Below are 18,795 nucleotides of genomic sequence, written 5' to 3'. Positions count from 1 at the left end.
AGGACTAAAAAAAATAAAGTCTTGAAGTCTCCTCCTTTGGAGAAGATTTAGAGGAGGTTGATATGAAAAAGTCATTTGTTATTTTTTACGCGCTCATCACCTATGCCGTTGCCGAACTGGTATGGTGGGGCTATATGCTGGTTACGCTGCAACCGCGCCGTACCGGTATGATCCTGGGCGAAGGGGCCATGTTTGTGGCCGTATTTTTAATTGGCGCCATTAACCTGCACCGCTCGTTTAATAAAGAACGGAGGTTACAGGAGCAGAAAAAGAACTTCCTGCTTTCGGTAACGCATGAATTGAAATCGCCTCTGGCATCAATCAAGATCCTGCTGCAAACTATTCAGAAACGTCACCTCACCAAAGAACAGCTTCTTGATTTTATTGAAAAATCGTTAAATGATGTAGAGCGACTGGACGATATGGTTGAGAATATGCTGCTTGCATCTAAGATCGAAAACCGCTCATATAGTTTCCCTAAGGCCAGCTTTAACCTTTCGGTTTTGGTTGACAGCATTGTTAACCGTCTGCAGATCTCCAAATGCGATTGCAACCAGCAGATCATAGAAGCCGAGATTGAGCCTAAGGTGGAGATTGTGGGCGATAAATTTGCCCTGACATCGGTAGTAACCAATTTAATAGAAAACGCCGTAAAATATTCAAGCCCCTGCTCATCGGTTGGGGTAAAGCTGTTTTCGAAAGATGATAAAGTTTATTTGCAGGTATCTGATCATGGTATCGGCATAGCCGACGAGGAGAAAACCCGGATTTTCGACCGTTTTTACCGCGTAGGCAGTGAAGAAACCCGTAACACAAAGGGCACCGGACTGGGCCTTTATATTGTTAAGGAGGTGTTGGATAAACACCAGGCCAGCATCAGGGTTAAAGATAACCGCCCTGCTGGTAGTATTTTTGAAGTTACATTTGGACTAACCTAAATTAAGACAATGAATAATATGCCAAACAAAAAAAGGATTTTATTGGCCGAAGACGAAGAGCATTTGTTAGAAGCAATTAAGCTTAACCTTGAGCTGGAAGGCTATAAGGTAACTCCGGCTAAAAACGGCAAAAAAGCTTTACAGCTATTTAAGGAAGAACGTTTTAACCTGGTGATACTGGACGTAATGATGCCCGAAATTGACGGCTTTGTTGTCGCCGAAACCATCAGGCTTGAAAATACCGAAGTACCTATCATGTTCCTTACGGCTAAAAACACCAATGAGGACAAGATTTCGGGCTTAAAAAAAGGTGCTGATGATTATCTTACCAAACCGTTTAACCTCGAGGAGCTTATTTTAAGGGTGAACAACCTGGTAAAACGCAGCTTAAAAGGCGAAGACCTGAAAGAGTTTAACAGCTATAAAATAGGTGATAAAACCATCCATTTTAACTCATTTGAGCTGGTTAATGAAGATGGCTCCATTACCGCCCTTACCAAAAAGGAAACCATGCTGCTTAAATTGTTGATTGAGCGCCGTAATGACGCCGTATCGCGCGAGCAGATCCTGGAAACCGTTTGGAATTATGACGTTTATCCGTCAACCCGTACTATCGACAACTTTATCCTAACCTTCCGTAAGTACTTTGAACCAGATCCTAAAAACCCGGTTTATTTCCACTCCATTCGTGGTGTTGGGTATAAATTTACCGATAACCAGCATTAATGTTCAGTAACAGGACACGTATATTCATTGCGTTTATATTTCTGCTGTCGTTAGGTATATTGGTATACTTTCATATTTATGAACTTGCGGCAGTTGCAGCTATGATGATCATCCTGCTTATCTGGGATTATTTCAGGCAGGGTACGTTGGTTGTAGCATCCAAACATTTTCATGTAAAGGATTATGATAAAACTGCTGCCTCATTAAACGAGATCATGAAACCCGAATGGCTCAGCAAAAACCGCCGGGGATATTATGAGTTTATATACGGCGGTTTATGCCTGCAAAGGCAGGATTTTGAAGGGGCAGAAATGCACTATGAAATAGCGGCACAATACCCCTTGCGTTCGGTTAACGACCACGTAGCCGCTTTGGTTAGTGTGGCCAATATCAGCATCAGGCGCGGTAATTTTGAAAAAGCCCAGGCCTATCTGCAATTAACTGAAAAACATAAAGAAAAAATAACTGCCAAAATGAGGGAAGTGATAAGCCGACTTCAGCAGGAGCTTCAGAAAGAATCAAGACAGTAAGAAACGAGAATCAAGACTATAAGAGTCGAGATACAAGAAATAAGATAAAGAGACGGGAGGAAAGAGTAAGGAGGCAAGACGAAAAGAGCTATCAGGCGAGAAAATAAGAAAAAAAGAGACCGGTTCTCTTCTTGATTCTTTTTTTCTTGCATCTTGACTCTTGGTTTCTTGCATCTTGACTCTTGATTTCTTGCTTCTAACATAAAATATGAGAGATTCGTTATTAATAAAAGCGGCATTTTCGGAGCAAACAGAACGCCCGCCGGTTTGGATGATGAGACAGGCAGGCCGCTTTATGAAAGAGTATTGGGACATTAAAAATAAATACTCGTTCCTTGAAATGTGTAAAACACCGGAGATAGCTGCCGATGTTACCATGCTACCGGTTGATCTGTTAGGGATTGACGGTGCGATTTTATTTTCAGATATCCTGGTAACGGGTGAAGCCATGGGCGGCGACCTAAGTTTCAACGCAGGTGTTGGTCCGCTGTTTGCCAATCCCGTACGTACACAAGCCGATATCGATAACCTGCAAACTGATGTTATTGATAAGCTGCAATATGTTGCCGATGCTATTAAGGTGATTCAACAGCGCCTTGGCGGCCGTATTCCGCTGATAGGTTTTGCCGGTGCACCGTTTACCGTAATGAGCTATCTGGTCGAAGGCGGATCATCAAAAGATTTTAAACTTACCAAACTGATGCTGCACAATGAGCCTGAAATGGCCCATCAGTTGTTATCAAAAATAGCTGCCGTGACGGCCGACTACCTCAACATGCAGATTGCTGCGGGCGTAAATGCTGTACAGATCTTTGACAGTTGGGCGCAGGCTTTGGCGTGGGATGACTATAAAGAATTTAGCCACCGTTACATTGCCGAGATCATCAGCAAACTAAACCGTAAAGATATCCCGGTGATCTCCTTCTGTAAAGGCAGCTCGGTTTTTGCACCGCTGATGGCAGAGGCTAAGCCGGATGTTATTTCTATCGATTGGAATGTTGATCTGTTAGATATCAAAAAACGTTTACCGGCAGGTATTGCAGTACAGGGTAACCTTGATCCGCATATCCTTTATGCCGATAAAAAAGTAATTAAAGAACGCATCTATCGCCTGTTCGACCGGATGAAAGGCGAAAACGGCTTCATCTTTAACCTGGGTCACGGCATTATGCCTGATATCCCGTTTGATAATGTGAAGTACGCGGTAGAGGTGATAAAAGAATACAGAAATTAATAATAAAGCCAACATGTCATTGCGAGCGATAGCGTGGCAATCCCGAACTATGCAAGTCGCTCTGTAAAGTTCGCGATTGTTTCGTTCCTCGCAATGACATGTATTAATTGACATGTACGATTACGTAAAAGCTATACATATCATTTTTGTGGTCTGCTGGATGGCGGGGTTATTTTATAGCGTACGTTTATTTATTTATCATACCGAAGCCCAGGATAAGCCCGAGCCGGATCGTACTATATTGTCTAAACAATTCGAAATCATTGAACGCAAGTTGTGGAATATCATAACTATCCCCTCAATGTACCTTACTATAGCAGCGGGCGCAACGATGCTTATCCTCAAGCCAATTTGGCTTCAATTTGGATGGATGCATATCAAGCTGACTTTTGTTGTGGCTTTAGTGATCTATCATTTCATCTGCCAAAATAAAATAAAACAGATGCGTAACGGTGTGTTCAAATGGACATCCATTCAACTACGTTTGTGGAATGAAGTTGCTACCATTTTTCTGTTCGCCATTGTTTTTCTTGTGGTGCTTAAGAGCGCTTTGAATTGGATCTTTGGTGTTGTTGGCTTGGTATCGCTGGCTGTGATATTAATGATAGCGGTGAAGATTTATAAAAGATATCGGGAGAAGAAATAATCAGCTGATTTTAATATTTATCTAAAAGCCTCATCGTCAAGTTCTATTTTCCCCTCCAGTTCAAGCAACTTCTTTTGATTTTCTAAAATCGCAGATATATCTAATTCATGATCTCCCCTTTGAGCTCTTTGCCATTCTACCGGATCCCCAAATGAAGATTCAGAAGCAGCCCTGAAATTCAAAATCCGCTCTTTGAGCGCTTCGCGGCTTATACTCTCAGTTTCTGCACTTTTTTCTTCTACAATAACATTAAGCTCTTTAGCCAAAGCGATTATCTTCGCGATGGTTTGCTTGTTATCCGATTTTAGGATTAATTCCATGATTTTATCTATTGGCGCTTCTCAAAAGCTGTAAACCGAAGTTACAACAAATCATCATCATTCATCTTCTTAAACTATTCATCAAAATATTTACATCCCCATGCAACCATTTGCATCACTCTACCATCTTACTTATAAATGATGTTTTTGGAACCTAAATATACCATTCACCAACTGATAGACCGCTGCCGGGCCGGCGAGCGGAAGGCGCAGGAACTGCTTTATAAACAGTTTGCCTCAAAAATGCTGGGGGTGTGTATGCGCTATGCCACCGACCGCATGGAGGCCGAAGACATGTTGCAGAATGGTTTTATAAGGGTCTTCCACAAAATGGATGATTACCGGGGCGATGGTTCATTTGAGGGCTGGGTTAGGCGCATCATGGTTCACAGTTCAATTGAATACTATCGCAAACATCATAAAATGATGCAGGTAATAGATATTGATGAGGCAGGGCATGAACCTTCTGTTAATCCCCTGGCGGCGGCCAACCTGGATGCAAAAGTGCTGATGGGCATGATACAGCAGCTGGCACCAGGATACCGGATAGTATTTAACCTTTACGCGCTTGAAGGCTATTCGCACAAAGAGATAGCGGAGATTGTGGGCATTACCGAGGGTGCCTCTAAATCGCAGTTATCAAGGGCTCGTACAATATTGAAAGAACAAATTGCTAAAATGGAGGGCAAAAGTTATGGATATGCAGGATAAGGAACTGGACAGGCTGTTTCAACAAAAGCTTGATGACCTGGAGATACAACCGTCGGCCCATGTATGGCAGGGCATCAACGCCGAATTAAACGCCGGCAGGCGTAAAGGAATATTATTGCCTTTGCTAAGCGCAGCAGCAGGTGTTATATTACTGATCACCGCAGGTATCCTGTTTATCCCTAAACAAAGAGTTAAACATAATGACCATCCAACAGAAATAGTTAAAACCCACCACCCGGTAAAACAACCCGTTGCAGTTACAGTTGAGCCTGTGGTACCTCCAACCCCAGCGCAAAACAAAGTACCCGCAAATCCGGTTATAGCACCTGTTAATACTATAGCGCAACTTAATAAAACCCAAATAAAAAGCAATTTGACACCATCTGTATCGCAGCCGGTAAATCCTATCCCCTCACCTGTAACCGCCCATACAGATGAACCATTATTAGCAAATGCGCCTGCCGCAGATTATCCTGTTGTTAACGCCGCCGCCCCGGATACAGCAGCCAGGATCAGCCCGAAATCAACCATCATTGCCAGCGACAACACACAGCCGGTATTGATAGCCCAGGTACCGCCGCATGCCGTTCCTGCTACAGCAAAATCTGTAAAAAGGCACCGCATCCGCAGCCTTGGCGATGTTTTTAACGTGGTGATAGCCGCTGTTGATAAACGTAAAGACAAAGTAATTGAATTCAGTAATACCGATGAAGACGACGCTACCATTACAGGCCTGAACCTGGGCTTTATTAAAGTTAAAAAAGAGAAAGACAAATAATATTTTAGCGAACGAATAGATATATACCACAACATATGAAACGCCTTATTTTCACCATCACAATATGCCTTGCCGTGAGTTTTGCTTTTGCTCAAAGCACACCTGCCGATTCTGCACAAAACACCACCGATACCACTACGCATAAAAAGCATGTTAAAGTAAAACTTGGCTTTGGCGATGACGTAACCCAGGTTAACATTAATAATGATGAGCCTGATACTACCTACCATGCCCACAAGGCACCTGGATTTTCCTTTGGGGTAACCTTTTCAAGGATCGACCTTGGTTTTGCTACGCTGATTGACAATGGCAGTTTTACCCTATCTGACAAAAACAAATTTTTAAGTTACCGCCAGTGGAAAACAAGCAACTTTGGTTTTGATGTACTGCAATTTGGTTACCGGTTTAACAGTGCTTTCAAAATTTATGTATCCGGCGGTTTCGACTGGACCCATATCCGCTTACGTAATGATATCACCATACAGCGTAACGCGCCGGTGCTCACCTACGTTCAGGACAGTATCCATTTCAGCAAAAACCGTTTTTCATCAACCTACCTTCGCATACCGCTATCGTTCTATTACCGCAGCCATGAAGATGACCGGGGGAATTATTTCAGGTTAGTTGCCGGTCCGGAGATTGGCATCTTGCTTAACGGCCGCGTAAAACAAATCAGCGAGGAAAATGGCAAGCAAAAATTCAATGACGACTATCATTTTGCCAAACTGCGCAAAGGCGTATTCGTACGCATGGGTTACGGCATTATGGGCTTATACGCCAAGTATTACTTTAACGACATGTTTGAAAACAGCCCGGATCAAGAAGGCTTGAGAAACTTCTCGTTTGGATTGACTTTTGGCTTCTGACCGCTGATTTAGGTGATTACGTTGATTTCGCTGATTATTTTTGATTGTAAATGATTAAGATGATTTGATAATCTTCAAGCGAACTCTCATCTCGAAAATGATCGGTGAAATCAATAAAATCTATGTAATCCCCAAAAAATCGGTGTAATCATAAAAGCAATCGGTGTAATCCCAGAAAAAGAAATCAACGCAATCAGCGTAATCATAACCATCAACGGTTTATCTTTGCCCCTGATGTCAGAGATTCCTTTTTTGCAGGCAGTTGCCATAAGTAAAATATACCCGGGAAAGCAGCAGGCCGGTGTAAAAAAAACCGGGCTCATTATTGAGCCGGGCAAAATCACCGCCATTATTGGCGAAAGCGGCAGTGGTAAAAGTACTTTACTGAGATTGCTATATGGCTTGCTCTCGCCCGATGAGGGCGCTGTTTACTTTAAGGGCGAACGCATTTGGGGGCCCGAAGAAAAGCTGATCCCCGGTCATGATGCCATGAAAATGGTAACCCAGCATACCGATGATCTTAACCTATTTGCCAAAGTTTGGGATAACGTGGCGGCTATGCTGCCGGCAACAGATCTCAAAGCCAAACAGGAGAAAACTGAAAGGGTGCTCAAACAGCTCAATATGTTCAACATGGCTGATAAGCGTGTGGCCGACCTAAGCGGCGGCGAAAAGCAACGCGTAGCCATTGCCCGCGCCATCGTTACTCATCCCCAGGTATTATTGCTCGATGAACCTTTTAACCAGGTTGATACTTCGTTCAGGGAAGGCCTACAGCATGATATCAGGCAGATAGTTAAAGAAACCGGATTAACGGTGATCATGGTATCCCATGACCCGGCCGAAGTACTATCGATGGCAGATGAGCTCATTGTTATAAACAAAGGAGAAATTGTTGAGCATGGCAACCCCAAGGCGTTATACAAACATCCAAAATTTCTTTACACAGCTCAATTACTTACCAACTGCAACATACTAACCGCTCATGAGGCCCGTTTTTGCGGCATTGACATAACCAAAGAATATGCGGTTGTTTATCCCGAGCAGATCAAAATTAAGTTAATAGCAGCTACCAGGAGCTGGGTTGTTAAGCAGGTGTTATTTAAAGGTTTTTATGAGGATTTGATCCTTAGGCATGAAGATATTACCCTACGGGTTTTGAGCGAGGAAACCGGAAAGTATGCCGAGGGAGATTTGGTAGCAGTACGGGTTGAGAAGTATTTGGAGTATTAATCCTACGATTAGGCTTACAAGGCAAGCAAGATATTTAGTTGTAGTTAACTGATATCGGCCCGCTCATTCGCCGCGGGTTGGCTTTGTTCTTTTTCTTGATAAAAAGAACCAAAAATCAAGTCAGCAGATAGGCTTCTTTGCGCTCAAGGCATTTGCCCTGCAAACCGGGTATAACCACGGGCTGCAATTATTTTGCCGTGCTTCGCTCGCTCGTTGTCCCCGTTTCTGCAAAAACTTTCTATGCCCCTACAGCAGCACAGGCCGGCATTGTTCTGCCCGGTTTCGCCCGAAGCTTACCTGCTGACGGGGAACTGAAGACACAAGACGGTTAGATTTAAGAAAAAAGGATTCAAAAAATAAACCGGAGCCATACCTCGCGTTGGCAACCGGTTTTTAAACGTATATTTAAAAAAGATCTTAATGCCTTAAATCAAGGCTCAGCATTACCAGGTTTTTACTTTCAACATAGGCAGTGCGCTCGTTCAACCTGTCAAGGACCTGATCAAGCGCCAGGCGGGTCTTTTTCTTTTTAATGTTGAGTTTGCTGTAAACTGTTTCCTCGTATATCAGCTTATTGTTATCGTTATAAAACTTAATGGTTTGCACGCGGGGCAAATTAATGTTGTGTTCAACTACCCAAAAACCGTGTACGTTTGTTATTTTATTTTGAGCCTGCACCGCAACTGCTGCAAATGCCAGGATACAAACTGTGATAATTAACTTTTTCATGGTGTTATTTTTAATATAAACTAAAATTAAGGGCTCGTAAAATGGCATGAAAATAGCATAGGCACACAACCCGCCAGTTACGATTAACCGCATTTTCATACGACAAATAAACATCCAACCTAAAAAACGTACCGAAGCAGCCTTACTCCAGGTAGTTCGTCATCAAATGATTGCAGTTTGTCGCACTTTTATCCTAAAAGCCGCCCAATTAAACTGTTTTACAGTAAATTAGCTATATGAATACCGGCTTCGATCTCCTGCTCAATAATATAAAGCTGCCGCGCTTTTGGCAGCACGTGATATTTTGGGTAATTGTATCGTTTTTTATCACCACGCTTTATTCGTTCCAGACCAATTTTTGGGTATCCTTACGCAATAACCTTTTGTACATGCCCATACAAATAGCTTATTACTATGCCATTGCTTACTGGCTGGTGCCCAAATACGTTTTTGAAAAACGATATGTGATGTTTTTCATGATGCTGGTACCGCTTGTTTTTGCATGTATGTTTATCAGCCGTACCATCGGAATCCTTTTTGTTGCGCCCTACCTGATCAGGGTGATGCACGTAACAGATGCCGGTTATATCGCCTCAACCCAACGTCCGTTTTTTGAGCAATTAACAGATGGGCAAAGCCTGGTAAATTCATTTAAAGGGACTAACCTGTTTACCGGGTTTGTACTTGCTATTAAACTTTTTAAAATGTGGTATGAGCGCAAGCAGGCGGCATTAGAAGCCGAACTCAACGCGTTGAAAGCCCAGGTACATCCGCATTTTTTATTTAATACACTTAATAACCTTTATTCGTTAAGTCTTAATAATTCGCCCAAATCGCCGCAGGCTATAATTGGCCTGTCGGACCTGCTGCGCTATATGCTCTATGAATGCTCAGATAATGAAGTGCTTTTGGAGAAGGAAGTATTTATGATGCAGCAATATGTAAAGCTCGAAAAACTTCGCTATGAAGACCGCATCGACATTAACTTTACCATTACCGGTAATTTGAAAGATAAAACTATAGCCCCGCTGCTCATTTTACCTTTTATCGAAAATGCTTTTAAACACGGCACCAGCGAGCAGGTAGGCGCTACCTGGATCAATATTGATATAAGTGTTACACTAAACCACTTCAAGTTAAAAGTAGCCAACAGCAAGCCCGAACATACCGTTGAAGAAGGCTATACGCCGGGGCATATCGGGCTAAAGAACGTAACCAAAAGGCTCAACCTGCTGTACCCTCATACCTCACGGCTGAAGATCGTGAACGAAGAAGATACCTTTTTTGTAGCGCTTGATCTCGACCTGAAAATCATAAAACAATCTGCTGCACAACAAATGGTAACCGCATGAAAATCCGCACACTTATAGTCGACGATGAGCCACATGCCATTGAGGTATTGAAAAACTATCTTGCGCGCTTCAGCGAGATGGAGGTTACCGCCACCTGTAATGACGGCATTGAAGCGTTTCGCCTGCTGCAACAAAAACCTATCGATTTGATGTTCCTGGATATTCAGATGCCGGGAATAAAAGGTACCGATCTGCTGAAAAGCCTCAAGAACCCGCCTAAAGTAATTTTCACCACCGCCTACAGCGAATACGCTCTTGATGGTTTTGAGCTCAACGCGGTTGATTACCTTTTAAAGCCTATCTCTTTTGAGCGTTTCCTGCGGGCGGTCGACAAGATTTATCAGCTAAACGAGCATAAGGGCAAACTCCTGATTACCCATGAAGAGCCTGTAAGTGATACGCATACGTTCATTTATCTTAAAGTAGACCGCAAAACAATTAAGGTTAATATCAATGATATTTTATGGATAGAAAGCCTGCGCGATTATGTTAAAGTAGTGGCCGTAAATAACCAGGTCCACATTACCAGGCAAAAGATCAGCCTGCTCGAAGAAATGCTTCCTGAGAACAGGTTTGTACGCATCCACCGGTCGTTTATAGTTGCCTTAAACAAAATAGATTCTTTTTATGCCCATAGCATGGATGTTGCCGGGCATGAGCTGCCTATCGGCCGCAACTATAAGCAGGATGTACAGAAAAAGCTGAAGAGTGAACGGTTGCAGATGGGGTGAAGTGTCTTAAAATTCTATTAATAATAAAAGCGTCATTGCCAGGTACGAAGACAACCGACCGCAGGGAGCTCATGATTGTAAATCATTGATTATTAAGTGTATTTTTCTTGATGGATTTTATAACATGGGCATTGCCTGCGGCCCGGGCTTTCCGTTGCAAGTCCTCGCCTTTCCCGCCCGCAACCCCTTTACGCGCTCCGGGCTTTACACTGCAATCCCTAATGCGGCCCGCGCGCAACACCGTTAAAATATATTTTACATGTCATTACATTTTTTTTAGGGTTTCCCTAATGGATACTCGCAATAACTTTTTTTTAAACTCACGCAACCCACCAGTCATTTACCAAATTCAATTCATCTTTTGCACGGGTAACGGCAGTGTACCACCATTTGCAAAGTTCATAGTATGGTGAACCGTACATGCTTTTATCTAAAAAGAGGTAAACATTGTTCCACTCGCCACCCTGGGCTTTATGACAGGTTACGGCATAGCCGTACGAAACTTTAAGGCAGTTGAGATAAGGGTCTTCGCGCATGGCTTCCCTATACTGTTCACTTTTTTGAGAAATGCCTTTTGCCTTCATCTGGTCATTAAAATCGATGATCAGCGCTTTGGATTGATCGTTAGTGAGATTTCCCTTTAAGCTTTCAAGCGCATCTAAAGAAAGCAGCATCTTAAACTCCTTCCCCGAAGCCAGCGCGGTAACCAACACTTTTTGAAATTTCATGCCCAGCTTTTGTTCGGTTTCTTCAAGCTCATTTACAATTACAAAATCGCCGTTGGTGAGTGGTACCGAATAATTATTTTGTGTTACCAGCAGCACATCGCCTACCTGCAGGGGCACATATCCCGAACCAAAAAGTTCGCGTCGCATATCCCGGTTTATCATTTGAACTTTTTTATTGCTGCGTGCTATAGCCAGGCAGCTATTGGGGCCGGCCGCCTTATAATTTGCCGCGTACAGGTTAAACATAACATCGTCTGTAGCGTGAAGTTTTACATTGTTGAGGTTTGATGCCGGGATCTTTGGAAATTTGATGCGCTCCCGGCTTTCGCTCATCGTGCGGATAGCCGCCGCCAAAACCAGAATATCGTTGTCATCTTTATTACGCTCTATTTTTGAGAGTTTAACAGATACCGGGAAACGCTGATTTTTGGCCAGCCAGTCTGTATCAAGCGCTGGGCTAAAGCTTTGCCCGACGGGGGGCAACTGACAGGGATCGCCAACAAAAATGATCTTGCTCTTGTTAGCTACCTGGAAAAAATCCTGCAACAGGATTCCCGAGCCAAAAACCGCGAAGCCATTGCCCTCAGTCAACGTGCCTGAAAGCATCGAAGCCTCATCAACAATATAAATGGTGGTTTCAGCATCGGCAGTGCGGGTTGAAAACTGCATGGTCATTTGTCCGGCCATACGTGGCGCCGAACTTTCGGCCAGTGTTTCCTCGTCAAGGCCGTCTATTTTATCAAAATTATATAATTCGCCATGAACTGTTGACGCGGAGAAACCAGTTTTGCCCCTTAAAACTGTAGCAGCTCTGCCCGTTGCCGCCAGCATGCAAAACTTCTTTTCCTTTTCTTTAAGCCATTGCGCAATGTGCTGCATCAAAAAGGTTTTACCGGTACCAGCATATCCTTTCAGCACAAAAACATCGGCAGCCGGATGGTCAAGAAATTTTTGGATTGCCTTAAAGGCTGCCTTTTGATCTGTATTTAAATTAATCGGCACAGGAATCCTTCTTTAATTAACCGGCACGAAACCGGCAAACATATCCCGGGCCTCTTTCAAAGTACTCAACGGCACATAATCACAAACCTCAGCGTATTCGCTCCACATTTGCTGCACTGCTTTATTATGATGGGCATTTGCAATAGCCTCGGCACTCAACCATTCAAAAACTTCAATGACGGTGCCATCGGCAGCTTCCATAATGATGGATTTGCGGTCGGTCACCAGTCCTTCCTGTTTCAGGCGCGGTATATGCGTTTTCATTAGTTGTTTCAATGCCTCCTCCTTGCCTGGTTTAGGTTTATAGGCAACAATTACAATCTGTCCCATGGGTTTCAGTTTATTAATATGCAATTTACAAAAAACTGCAGAGGCTATATGACTGAAAAACAAGTTTAAAACTGGTCGTTCCTGAGTATGGTGTTTAGCATTGTAAGCAGGGGCACTTATCGCTATTGGAGACCAGGCAAGGGACGCTTAATGCAAAAACGGCGACAAGATATCTTGTCGCCGTTCACTGATCTCCCCTTCAGGAGAGATTTATAAGATTATTTTTTCCAAACGTTATTTTCGGGATTGTAATCCGGTAATACTTTATCAGGATCGTAAGTAACCGATTCAATTTCTTCAGTTGATGGATATTTAAATGTCCATGACGCATAACGCTCCCAAATTTCAACCGGCAGTTTTACGCGGTCAACTTTACCACCTTTGGTTTTAACTTCCAGGATAACCGGCATTGCCATTTTACCCAGGTTATCTAAAGTGATCAGCGAGCCTTTGGTTGGATCGTTATCAACATATTTTACATCGCTTACAGCAACATCCAAACGCCAGTCGTTCAGGAACCAGCCTCTCCAAAACCATTGCAGGTTTTCGCCGCTTGCATTTTCCATCGTGCGGAAAAAGTCGTCGGGAGTTGGGTGTTTAAATGCCCAGCGGTTAATGTAGGTTTTAAAGGCGAAATCAAAACGCTCAGGACCTAAGATCTGCTCGCGCAGCAATACTAAACCGGCACTTGGTTTTGAATAAAGCAGGGTGCCGGTATTTTTTTCTTTAAGGTTGGCCGGCTGGCTCATAACAGGCTCAAGGTCGGGCCTGGTAAAGAAAGCACCGATAGTGTGCATATCCGGCACGCGGGTGCTTTTGTATTCGCCGTTATTAAAGTTAGCTGTCGATAGCGTATTGATGAACGTATTAAAACCCTCGTCCATCCAGCCGTACATGCGCTCGTTTGAGCCTACGATCATCGGGAACCAGGTATGCCCAAATTCATGATCGTTTACACCCCAAAGGCTTGCTTTTTTGGCTTTAGCTCCGCAGAAAACAATGCCTGGATATTCCATACCACCTACTATACCGGCAACAGCAGTAGCAGCAGGGTAAGGGAACTCAAACCATTTTGATGAGTTATACTCAATAGATTTTTTAACATACTCTGTTGAACGGCCCCAGGCATCGTTGCCATCACTTTCAACCGGGTAGGCAGATATGGCAGTTGATTTTTTACCGCTTGGCAGGTCCATCTTGGCAGCATCGATAATAAATGCTGCAGATGAAGCCCATGAAGCATCACGGGCATTCTTGATCTTAAAGTGCCAGGTTAACTGGGTTTTACCGGCAGGGCGCGATTTTGGATCGGTAACCTCAGCAGCCGAACGGATGATCACTGTGCTTTCGCTTTTTTCGGCAGCTGCCCAGCGTTTCAATTGCTCAGGGGTATATACATCCTGTGGGTTCAATAATTCGCCGGATGCTACTACGATATGGTTTGCCGGAGCGGTGATGCTCAGGTCAAAATCACCATATTCCAGGTAAAACTCGCCCGGGCCGCTATACGGCAGGGTGTTCCAGCCCATTACGTCGTCATACACACATACACGCGGGTACCATTGTGCAATAGTATAAACTTTACCATTTTTGGTTTGCAGGTAGCCCATACGGTCTGACCCATAGTTTGGCGACACAAATGAGTATTCAATTTTCAATTTAGCCTGACCGCCGTTGGCGGCAATTTCTTTCGGAAGGAAAACCTGCATCCTGGTATCGGTGATCAGGAATTTAACGTCAACATATTCGCCTTTCAAGCCGGCAACTTTTACCGACTTAATTTTATAACCAGCATCAAATGCTTCGCCACGGCCCCAGTTACGGCTACCCGCTGGCGGAACGATAGCTGTGCCTCTTGAATCGAGCTTAAAAAGGTTCTGATCAAGCTGCATCCACATAAAGCCCAATGTTTGCGGACTGTTATTGGTATACGTTAAAACTTCCGAACCGGTAATTTCATTGGTTTGATCGTTCAGTTTGGCAGCCAACTGATAGTCGGCACGGTTTTGCCAGTATTTATATCCCGGCTCACCGCTTGCCGCCCGGAACTCAGTACCATTCTTAGTGTAAAACCCGGGACCGAAAGTTTCGTGATAATCGTAAACAGAACCGGCGGGGAGTGTGGTGGTAGGCGCTGGCTGCTGGGCATAACTCATCCCTGCGGCCAACATAAAGGCAAGGCTGCAACCTGCCATCAGTTTTAGTTTCATGTTCAGTCAAATAAATTGCGTAAAGGAACAAGTATACTACAAATTAGCCAGATGCAAAAGGTTGGTAAAACGATTGTTACCGATTTATTAAGGAATTGATTTCGTGCTTAGAGGCTATATATCAGAGGGGATTTAAGTAAGAATTAAAGACAGATATTTATAAACTAAATTTTCTTTCGTAAATTTGAATATGACCACGCTAACTGTGAACATACCCAACGAAAGCGATTTACCTGTATTGCAGGAAATATTAAATCGGTTTGGGTTAACATATACAATCGACGCAGAGAATGAGTTCCCTTTTTCAAAAAAAGATATTGAAGGCTTACTCAAATCAAAAAGGGACTTTTTAGAAGGAAAAACAACCGCCCGAAATTGGGATGATATAGAAGAAGACCTGAACAGTGCCTACAATTAAACTTTTAAGGAGGGCCGAGCTTGAACTTACTGATGCTTGCGACTGGTATGAAGAACAACAAAAAGGCCTATCCAAACATCTTAGAAAAGAGCTTAAGGGCGTTTTAGGTATTATAAAACTCCATCCCGAACTGTATTCAAGAAGATATGATACAGATCTTTGCTTCGCCCCGCTGCAGAAATTCCCATACGTAATCGATGCAGCTTTTGTCGTTTCGATTTTTCATACCAAACGCAACCCAAACGAGTTTGAAAGCTAATTAAAACTTACGAGGCCTTAGGCTTCGTAAGTCCTAAAATCCTTACTTCCCCAAAAAATGATCGGCATAAACCTTTTCATCAAAACCGAAGAAAAGGAAACCATTATCCTCAATAACCGGGCGTTTGATCATACTGGTTTTTTGCTGCAATAATTGTAGCGCGTCGGTATTGGTTTTGATGCTTTCTTTAACCGCGGGGTCAAGCTGTTTCCAGGTAAGGCCCTGTTTGTTCAAAAATCTTTCATAACCTGCTTTGGTGTCCCATTCCTGCAGTTTTTCGGTACTTACTCCAAGCTTTTTAAAATCCTGAAAATCGTAAGCTACTTTATTTTCTTTAAGCCAGTCGAGGGCTTTTTTTACTGTATTGCAATTGGTTATTCCGTAAACTTTCATGTGGTAAATTTACAGTTTTCGATATTTCTTAAAGAGCTATGATTGTCTCCAATCTGTTTCTTTTTACAATGGGGACGAGGTAAAACAAAAAGAGGCGCAATAATGCGCCTCTCCTAACAAATATCTATCAGCAATTAACCATTGCCGCCGCCATTGCTTTTTCCTCCGCCTTTGGTATCATCGTTATTAATGCCACGCTGGTTCTTTTTGATATCGCCATTAAGTTTACCAAACTTAAAGTTTAACCTCACGGCAAAATTCCTGTAGCGGTTATGATACAACGATTCCTGGTCAAAGTCAACCGTGTGCGTAGTTGACCTGAAGGTGCGGTACTTGCTGTATGGGTTGTTGGCTACCGCAGATATGGTCAGCTTTTTATTCAGGAATTCTTTAGAGAGTACGTAAGAGTTAAAAATAAAATTGCTCGATTTACCTTGTAAGGTAACATCACCGCTAAAGAAACCGGCATCAAGCCCTAAACGGTAGCCACCATCAAACTTGTAACCAATATTGGCAAAAGCGTTGCCCGTGTAACCGTCATTTTTATAAAACTGGCCGTTATAAGTTCCCTTTAACCACACGTGCGAAATTTGCCCGTTGATATTAACCGTAAACTTTTTAGTAATAGAATAATTGGTATTAAGGTTTAACCCTAACGAACGATTGCTGCCCAAATTTTGGTAAGTAGTAAACGTAACCGTATCAATATGATCACCCATGTTGTTTTGAATCAGGCTGGTTACGTTTTGGATAGCATTATTGGAGAACGCATAGCTCAAACCAACATTGATTGATCCTTTTGAGAAATTACTATAGTTCAACTCAAAAGTATTGTTCAGCTCGGGTTTCAGATCGGGATTACCGGTACTGATGAATTTAGGGTTCGATTTATCAATAAATGGATTTAACTGGTAAATGCCCGGCCTTTGAATGCGCTGGGTAAAGCCCAAACTGATGCTGCTGCTTTTCATAGAGCGCTGAACAGATACCGATGGAATAAAGTTATTATAGCTTTTATCAAGCGGCGTACCTGTAAACACAGCATTTACCTGGGTATGCTCTAAACGCAAGCCCGCCTTGCCTGTCCATTTATCCATTTTTAACTGGTATGAGTTATAAGCACTATACACATCCTGATGGTAATCAAACGCGCCAGTTTGTCCTGCATTTACATTATATACCGAGCTGGTTGAATCTTTATCCTCGCGCCTGTAATCGCTGAAATTATTCCGCAATATCACTTTACCGCCAGCCTCAATACTGATCTTTTTTAACGGATAGGCATAGTCTAACTGGAAGGTATGCTCACGGTTACCGGCATTATTATATTGCCTGAAATCGGGCTGAAGTGCATTGTAATAATTAACCCTGTCCGAAAACTGGTTATCAGTGAAATTTTTGCTCGGCCCATAGCTGTATTTGTAGGATAATGTTAGCAATTCATCTTTATGCCCTTTAAACCCTAACTGATAGTTGACAGACGCATCAAGTCCCTGATCATGATTATAGCTATTGCTCAACAGGTTATAGCCTTGGGTCAAATCGCCGGCGGCGTTTGTCTGGGCTGATCGCTGTGATCCGTCCTGATTAAATTCGCCGTGAAAAAATTCAAATGAACCGGTAAGCAGGTTCAAGGTGTCAATCTCATAGCTTAGCTCGGCATTGGCGTAACGATACTTGCCGCCAAATGAGTTACTTCCGGTTTGTAATATCTCTGATTCAGGATTAAAAAATGTTTGTTTTGTAGTTGAGGTATTGGTGTTGCGCTTCTGATTACCAAAACCCGCATACCCCGAAACCCCGAACTTGCCTTGTTTGGCTGTCATGTTCAGGTTATACCCCGGCCCCCAAACACTGTTATAGCGCATGTTGACACTGCCATTATAGCCCTGATCCGCGTTCTTTTTAGTGATGATGTTAATTATACCTGCCAAGCCCTCCGCATCATATTTTGCAGGCGGCGTAGTGATCACCTCAATCTTTTCGATGTTGGTAGCCGGCATTGCTTTTAACACGTCTGATGGGTTTTTAGCCATCAACGCCGATTCTTTTCCGTTGATCAGGATCTTGTATTTGCCGCTGCCTTTTAACTTGATGTTATCATCGCCGTCCACAGCTAAAAGCGGCACTTTACGCATCATATCCAATGCAGATACCGCTTTACTTTCCGGATCGGCGGTAACATCATAACTGAGGCGGTCAACCTCCTGTTTCATTACAGGCTTTACAGCGGTAATGGTTACCTCGTTCAACTGTTTGCTTGAAGGGGCTACCAGGATCCGCCCGGCATCAAACGTTTTACCATCCATTTTTACAGGGAGCACTTTGGTTGCATATCCTACTGAAGCTACTACCAACTGATAGGTTTTACCTTCGGGAGCTTTCAACTCAAAGCTGCCGTCATCTTTGGCAAGCGTACTTTTTACCGGAGTTTTGGTAGCGGCATCCTGTAGCGCGACAGTGCCATACCCCAATGGCTTGTTGGTTGCCGAATCGATCACGGTACCTTTAACGGTTATATTTTGAACAGGAACCGGTGCGGCAGCCTGGGCCATAGCCATGCCCGTGACAAAACAGCATAGCACTGTTAGTAGAAATTGTTTCATAATTGCGATTTTGGTCATAAGACGTTTAAGATACCCGGGCGTGACACCAAAAAGT

Annotated in this window: 20 protein-coding genes; 13 read left to right on the top strand and 7 right to left on the bottom strand. The window is 43.2% G+C overall.

Annotation, left to right across the window (positions count from 1 at the left end; all coding sequences use genetic code 11):
• Nucleotides 1–62: 62 nt before the first annotated feature.
• The 5 genes from ACEN82_RS01600 to hemJ all read left to right on the top strand — a co-directional run bounded on the left by ACEN82_RS01600 (nt 63) and on the right by hemJ (nt 4,074).
• Nucleotides 63–938 (top strand): sensor histidine kinase, encoded by an 876-nt coding sequence (locus tag ACEN82_RS01600; RefSeq protein ID WP_090529091.1) that lies wholly within the window; start codon nt 63–65, stop codon nt 936–938.
• A gap of 18 nt (nt 939–956) precedes the next feature.
• Nucleotides 957–1,664 (top strand): response regulator transcription factor, encoded by a 708-nt coding sequence (locus ACEN82_RS01595; RefSeq protein ID WP_090529686.1) that lies wholly within the window; start codon nt 957–959, stop codon nt 1,662–1,664.
• The gene (locus ACEN82_RS01590; RefSeq protein ID WP_413322932.1) at nt 1,664–2,194 is read left to right on the top strand and encodes a hypothetical protein; all 531 of its coding nucleotides are present in this window, start codon (nt 1,664–1,666) and stop codon (nt 2,192–2,194) included. The genes ACEN82_RS01595 and ACEN82_RS01590 overlap by 1 nt, the downstream gene beginning before the upstream one ends.
• A gap of 208 nt (nt 2,195–2,402) precedes the next feature.
• Complete coding sequence (gene hemE / locus ACEN82_RS01585) at nt 2,403–3,428, top strand: uroporphyrinogen decarboxylase (RefSeq protein ID WP_413322933.1); 1,026 nt, start codon at nt 2,403–2,405, stop codon at nt 3,426–3,428.
• Nucleotides 3,429–3,540: 112 nt separating this feature from the next.
• Nucleotides 3,541–4,074, top strand: coding sequence for a protoporphyrinogen oxidase HemJ (gene hemJ, locus ACEN82_RS01580; RefSeq protein ID WP_188833395.1), 534 nt, complete (start codon nt 3,541–3,543; stop codon nt 4,072–4,074).
• 17 nt (nt 4,075–4,091) lie between these two features.
• Here hemJ and ACEN82_RS01575 read toward each other — a convergent pair whose 3' ends face one another.
• On the bottom strand, nt 4,092–4,394 hold the full coding sequence (locus ACEN82_RS01575; RefSeq protein WP_413322934.1) for a hypothetical protein: 303 nt from the start codon (nt 4,392–4,394) through the stop codon (nt 4,092–4,094).
• A 141-nt stretch (nt 4,395–4,535) separates the two neighbouring features.
• Here ACEN82_RS01575 and ACEN82_RS01570 point away from each other — a divergent pair, with 141 nt between their 5' ends.
• The 4 genes from ACEN82_RS01570 (at nt 4,536) to ACEN82_RS01555 (ending at nt 7,982) form a co-directional block, all read left to right on the top strand.
• Nucleotides 4,536–5,105, top strand: coding sequence for an RNA polymerase sigma factor (locus ACEN82_RS01570; protein ID WP_090529690.1), 570 nt, complete (start codon nt 4,536–4,538; stop codon nt 5,103–5,105).
• Entirely contained in the window at nt 5,089–5,883 is a 795-nt protein-coding gene (locus ACEN82_RS01565; protein ID WP_413322935.1) for a hypothetical protein, read from the top strand. Before ACEN82_RS01570 ends, ACEN82_RS01565 begins: the two co-directional genes overlap by 17 nt.
• A gap of 35 nt (nt 5,884–5,918) precedes the next feature.
• Nucleotides 5,919–6,749, top strand: coding sequence for an outer membrane beta-barrel protein (locus ACEN82_RS01560; RefSeq protein ID WP_413322936.1), 831 nt, complete (start codon nt 5,919–5,921; stop codon nt 6,747–6,749).
• A gap of 234 nt (nt 6,750–6,983) precedes the next feature.
• Complete coding sequence (locus ACEN82_RS01555) at nt 6,984–7,982, top strand: ABC transporter ATP-binding protein (RefSeq protein ID WP_413322937.1); 999 nt, start codon at nt 6,984–6,986, stop codon at nt 7,980–7,982.
• A gap of 417 nt (nt 7,983–8,399) precedes the next feature.
• On the opposite strand, the gene ACEN82_RS01550 is transcribed toward ACEN82_RS01555, so the two are convergent.
• Nucleotides 8,400–8,711: a hypothetical protein gene (locus ACEN82_RS01550; RefSeq protein ID WP_495644061.1), complete on the bottom strand. Its 312-nt coding sequence runs from the start codon at nt 8,709–8,711 to the stop codon at nt 8,400–8,402.
• 236 nt (nt 8,712–8,947) lie between these two features.
• Between ACEN82_RS01550 and ACEN82_RS01545 the strand changes: the two genes are divergently transcribed.
• Both ACEN82_RS01545 and ACEN82_RS01540 read left to right on the top strand, forming a co-directional pair.
• Nucleotides 8,948–10,063: a sensor histidine kinase gene (locus ACEN82_RS01545; protein WP_413321922.1), complete on the top strand. Its 1,116-nt coding sequence runs from the start codon at nt 8,948–8,950 to the stop codon at nt 10,061–10,063.
• Complete coding sequence (locus ACEN82_RS01540; protein ID WP_413321923.1) at nt 10,060–10,794, top strand: LytR/AlgR family response regulator transcription factor; 735 nt, start codon at nt 10,060–10,062, stop codon at nt 10,792–10,794. Before ACEN82_RS01545 ends, ACEN82_RS01540 begins: the two co-directional genes overlap by 4 nt.
• Nucleotides 10,795–11,114: 320 nt before the next feature.
• Here the strand turns inward: ACEN82_RS01540 and ACEN82_RS01535 are convergent, their stop codons facing one another.
• From ACEN82_RS01535 to ACEN82_RS01525, 3 genes are all read right to left on the bottom strand, one after another.
• The gene (locus ACEN82_RS01535) at nt 11,115–12,524 is read right to left on the bottom strand and encodes an ATP-dependent DNA helicase (protein WP_413321924.1); all 1,410 of its coding nucleotides are present in this window, start codon (nt 12,522–12,524) and stop codon (nt 11,115–11,117) included.
• Nucleotides 12,525–12,536: 12 nt separating this feature from the next.
• Nucleotides 12,537–12,854 carry an NIPSNAP family protein gene (locus tag ACEN82_RS01530; protein WP_373612634.1) on the bottom strand — a complete coding sequence of 106 codons (318 nt, stop codon included), beginning with the start codon at nt 12,852–12,854 and terminating at the stop codon, nt 12,537–12,539.
• 218 nt (nt 12,855–13,072) lie between these two features.
• Nucleotides 13,073–15,064 (bottom strand): M1 family metallopeptidase, encoded by a 1,992-nt coding sequence (locus tag ACEN82_RS01525; protein ID WP_413321925.1) that lies wholly within the window; start codon nt 15,062–15,064, stop codon nt 13,073–13,075.
• 190 nt (nt 15,065–15,254) lie between these two features.
• Between ACEN82_RS01525 and ACEN82_RS01520 the strand changes: the two genes are divergently transcribed.
• Nucleotides 15,255–15,482: a hypothetical protein gene (locus ACEN82_RS01520; RefSeq protein WP_413321926.1), complete on the top strand. Its 228-nt coding sequence runs from the start codon at nt 15,255–15,257 to the stop codon at nt 15,480–15,482.
• Nucleotides 15,469–15,741, top strand: coding sequence for a hypothetical protein (locus ACEN82_RS01515; RefSeq protein ID WP_413321927.1), 273 nt, complete (start codon nt 15,469–15,471; stop codon nt 15,739–15,741). Before ACEN82_RS01520 ends, ACEN82_RS01515 begins: the two co-directional genes overlap by 14 nt.
• Nucleotides 15,742–15,783: 42 nt before the next feature.
• Here the strand turns inward: ACEN82_RS01515 and ACEN82_RS01510 are convergent, their stop codons facing one another.
• A complete protein-coding gene (locus tag ACEN82_RS01510) occupies nt 15,784–16,134 on the bottom strand; it encodes a Spx/MgsR family RNA polymerase-binding regulatory protein (RefSeq protein ID WP_110585677.1) in 351 nt (116 codons plus the stop codon).
• A gap of 134 nt (nt 16,135–16,268) precedes the next feature.
• Complete coding sequence (locus ACEN82_RS01505) at nt 16,269–18,740, bottom strand: TonB-dependent receptor (protein ID WP_413321928.1); 2,472 nt, start codon at nt 18,738–18,740, stop codon at nt 16,269–16,271.
• Nucleotides 18,741–18,795 lie beyond the last annotated feature (55 nt).

This window comes from Mucilaginibacter sp. Mucisp73 (genome assembly GCF_059491465.1).
The sequence above is the reverse complement of the archived record's forward strand: the minus strand, read 5'-3'. Positions and strand labels throughout refer to the sequence as shown.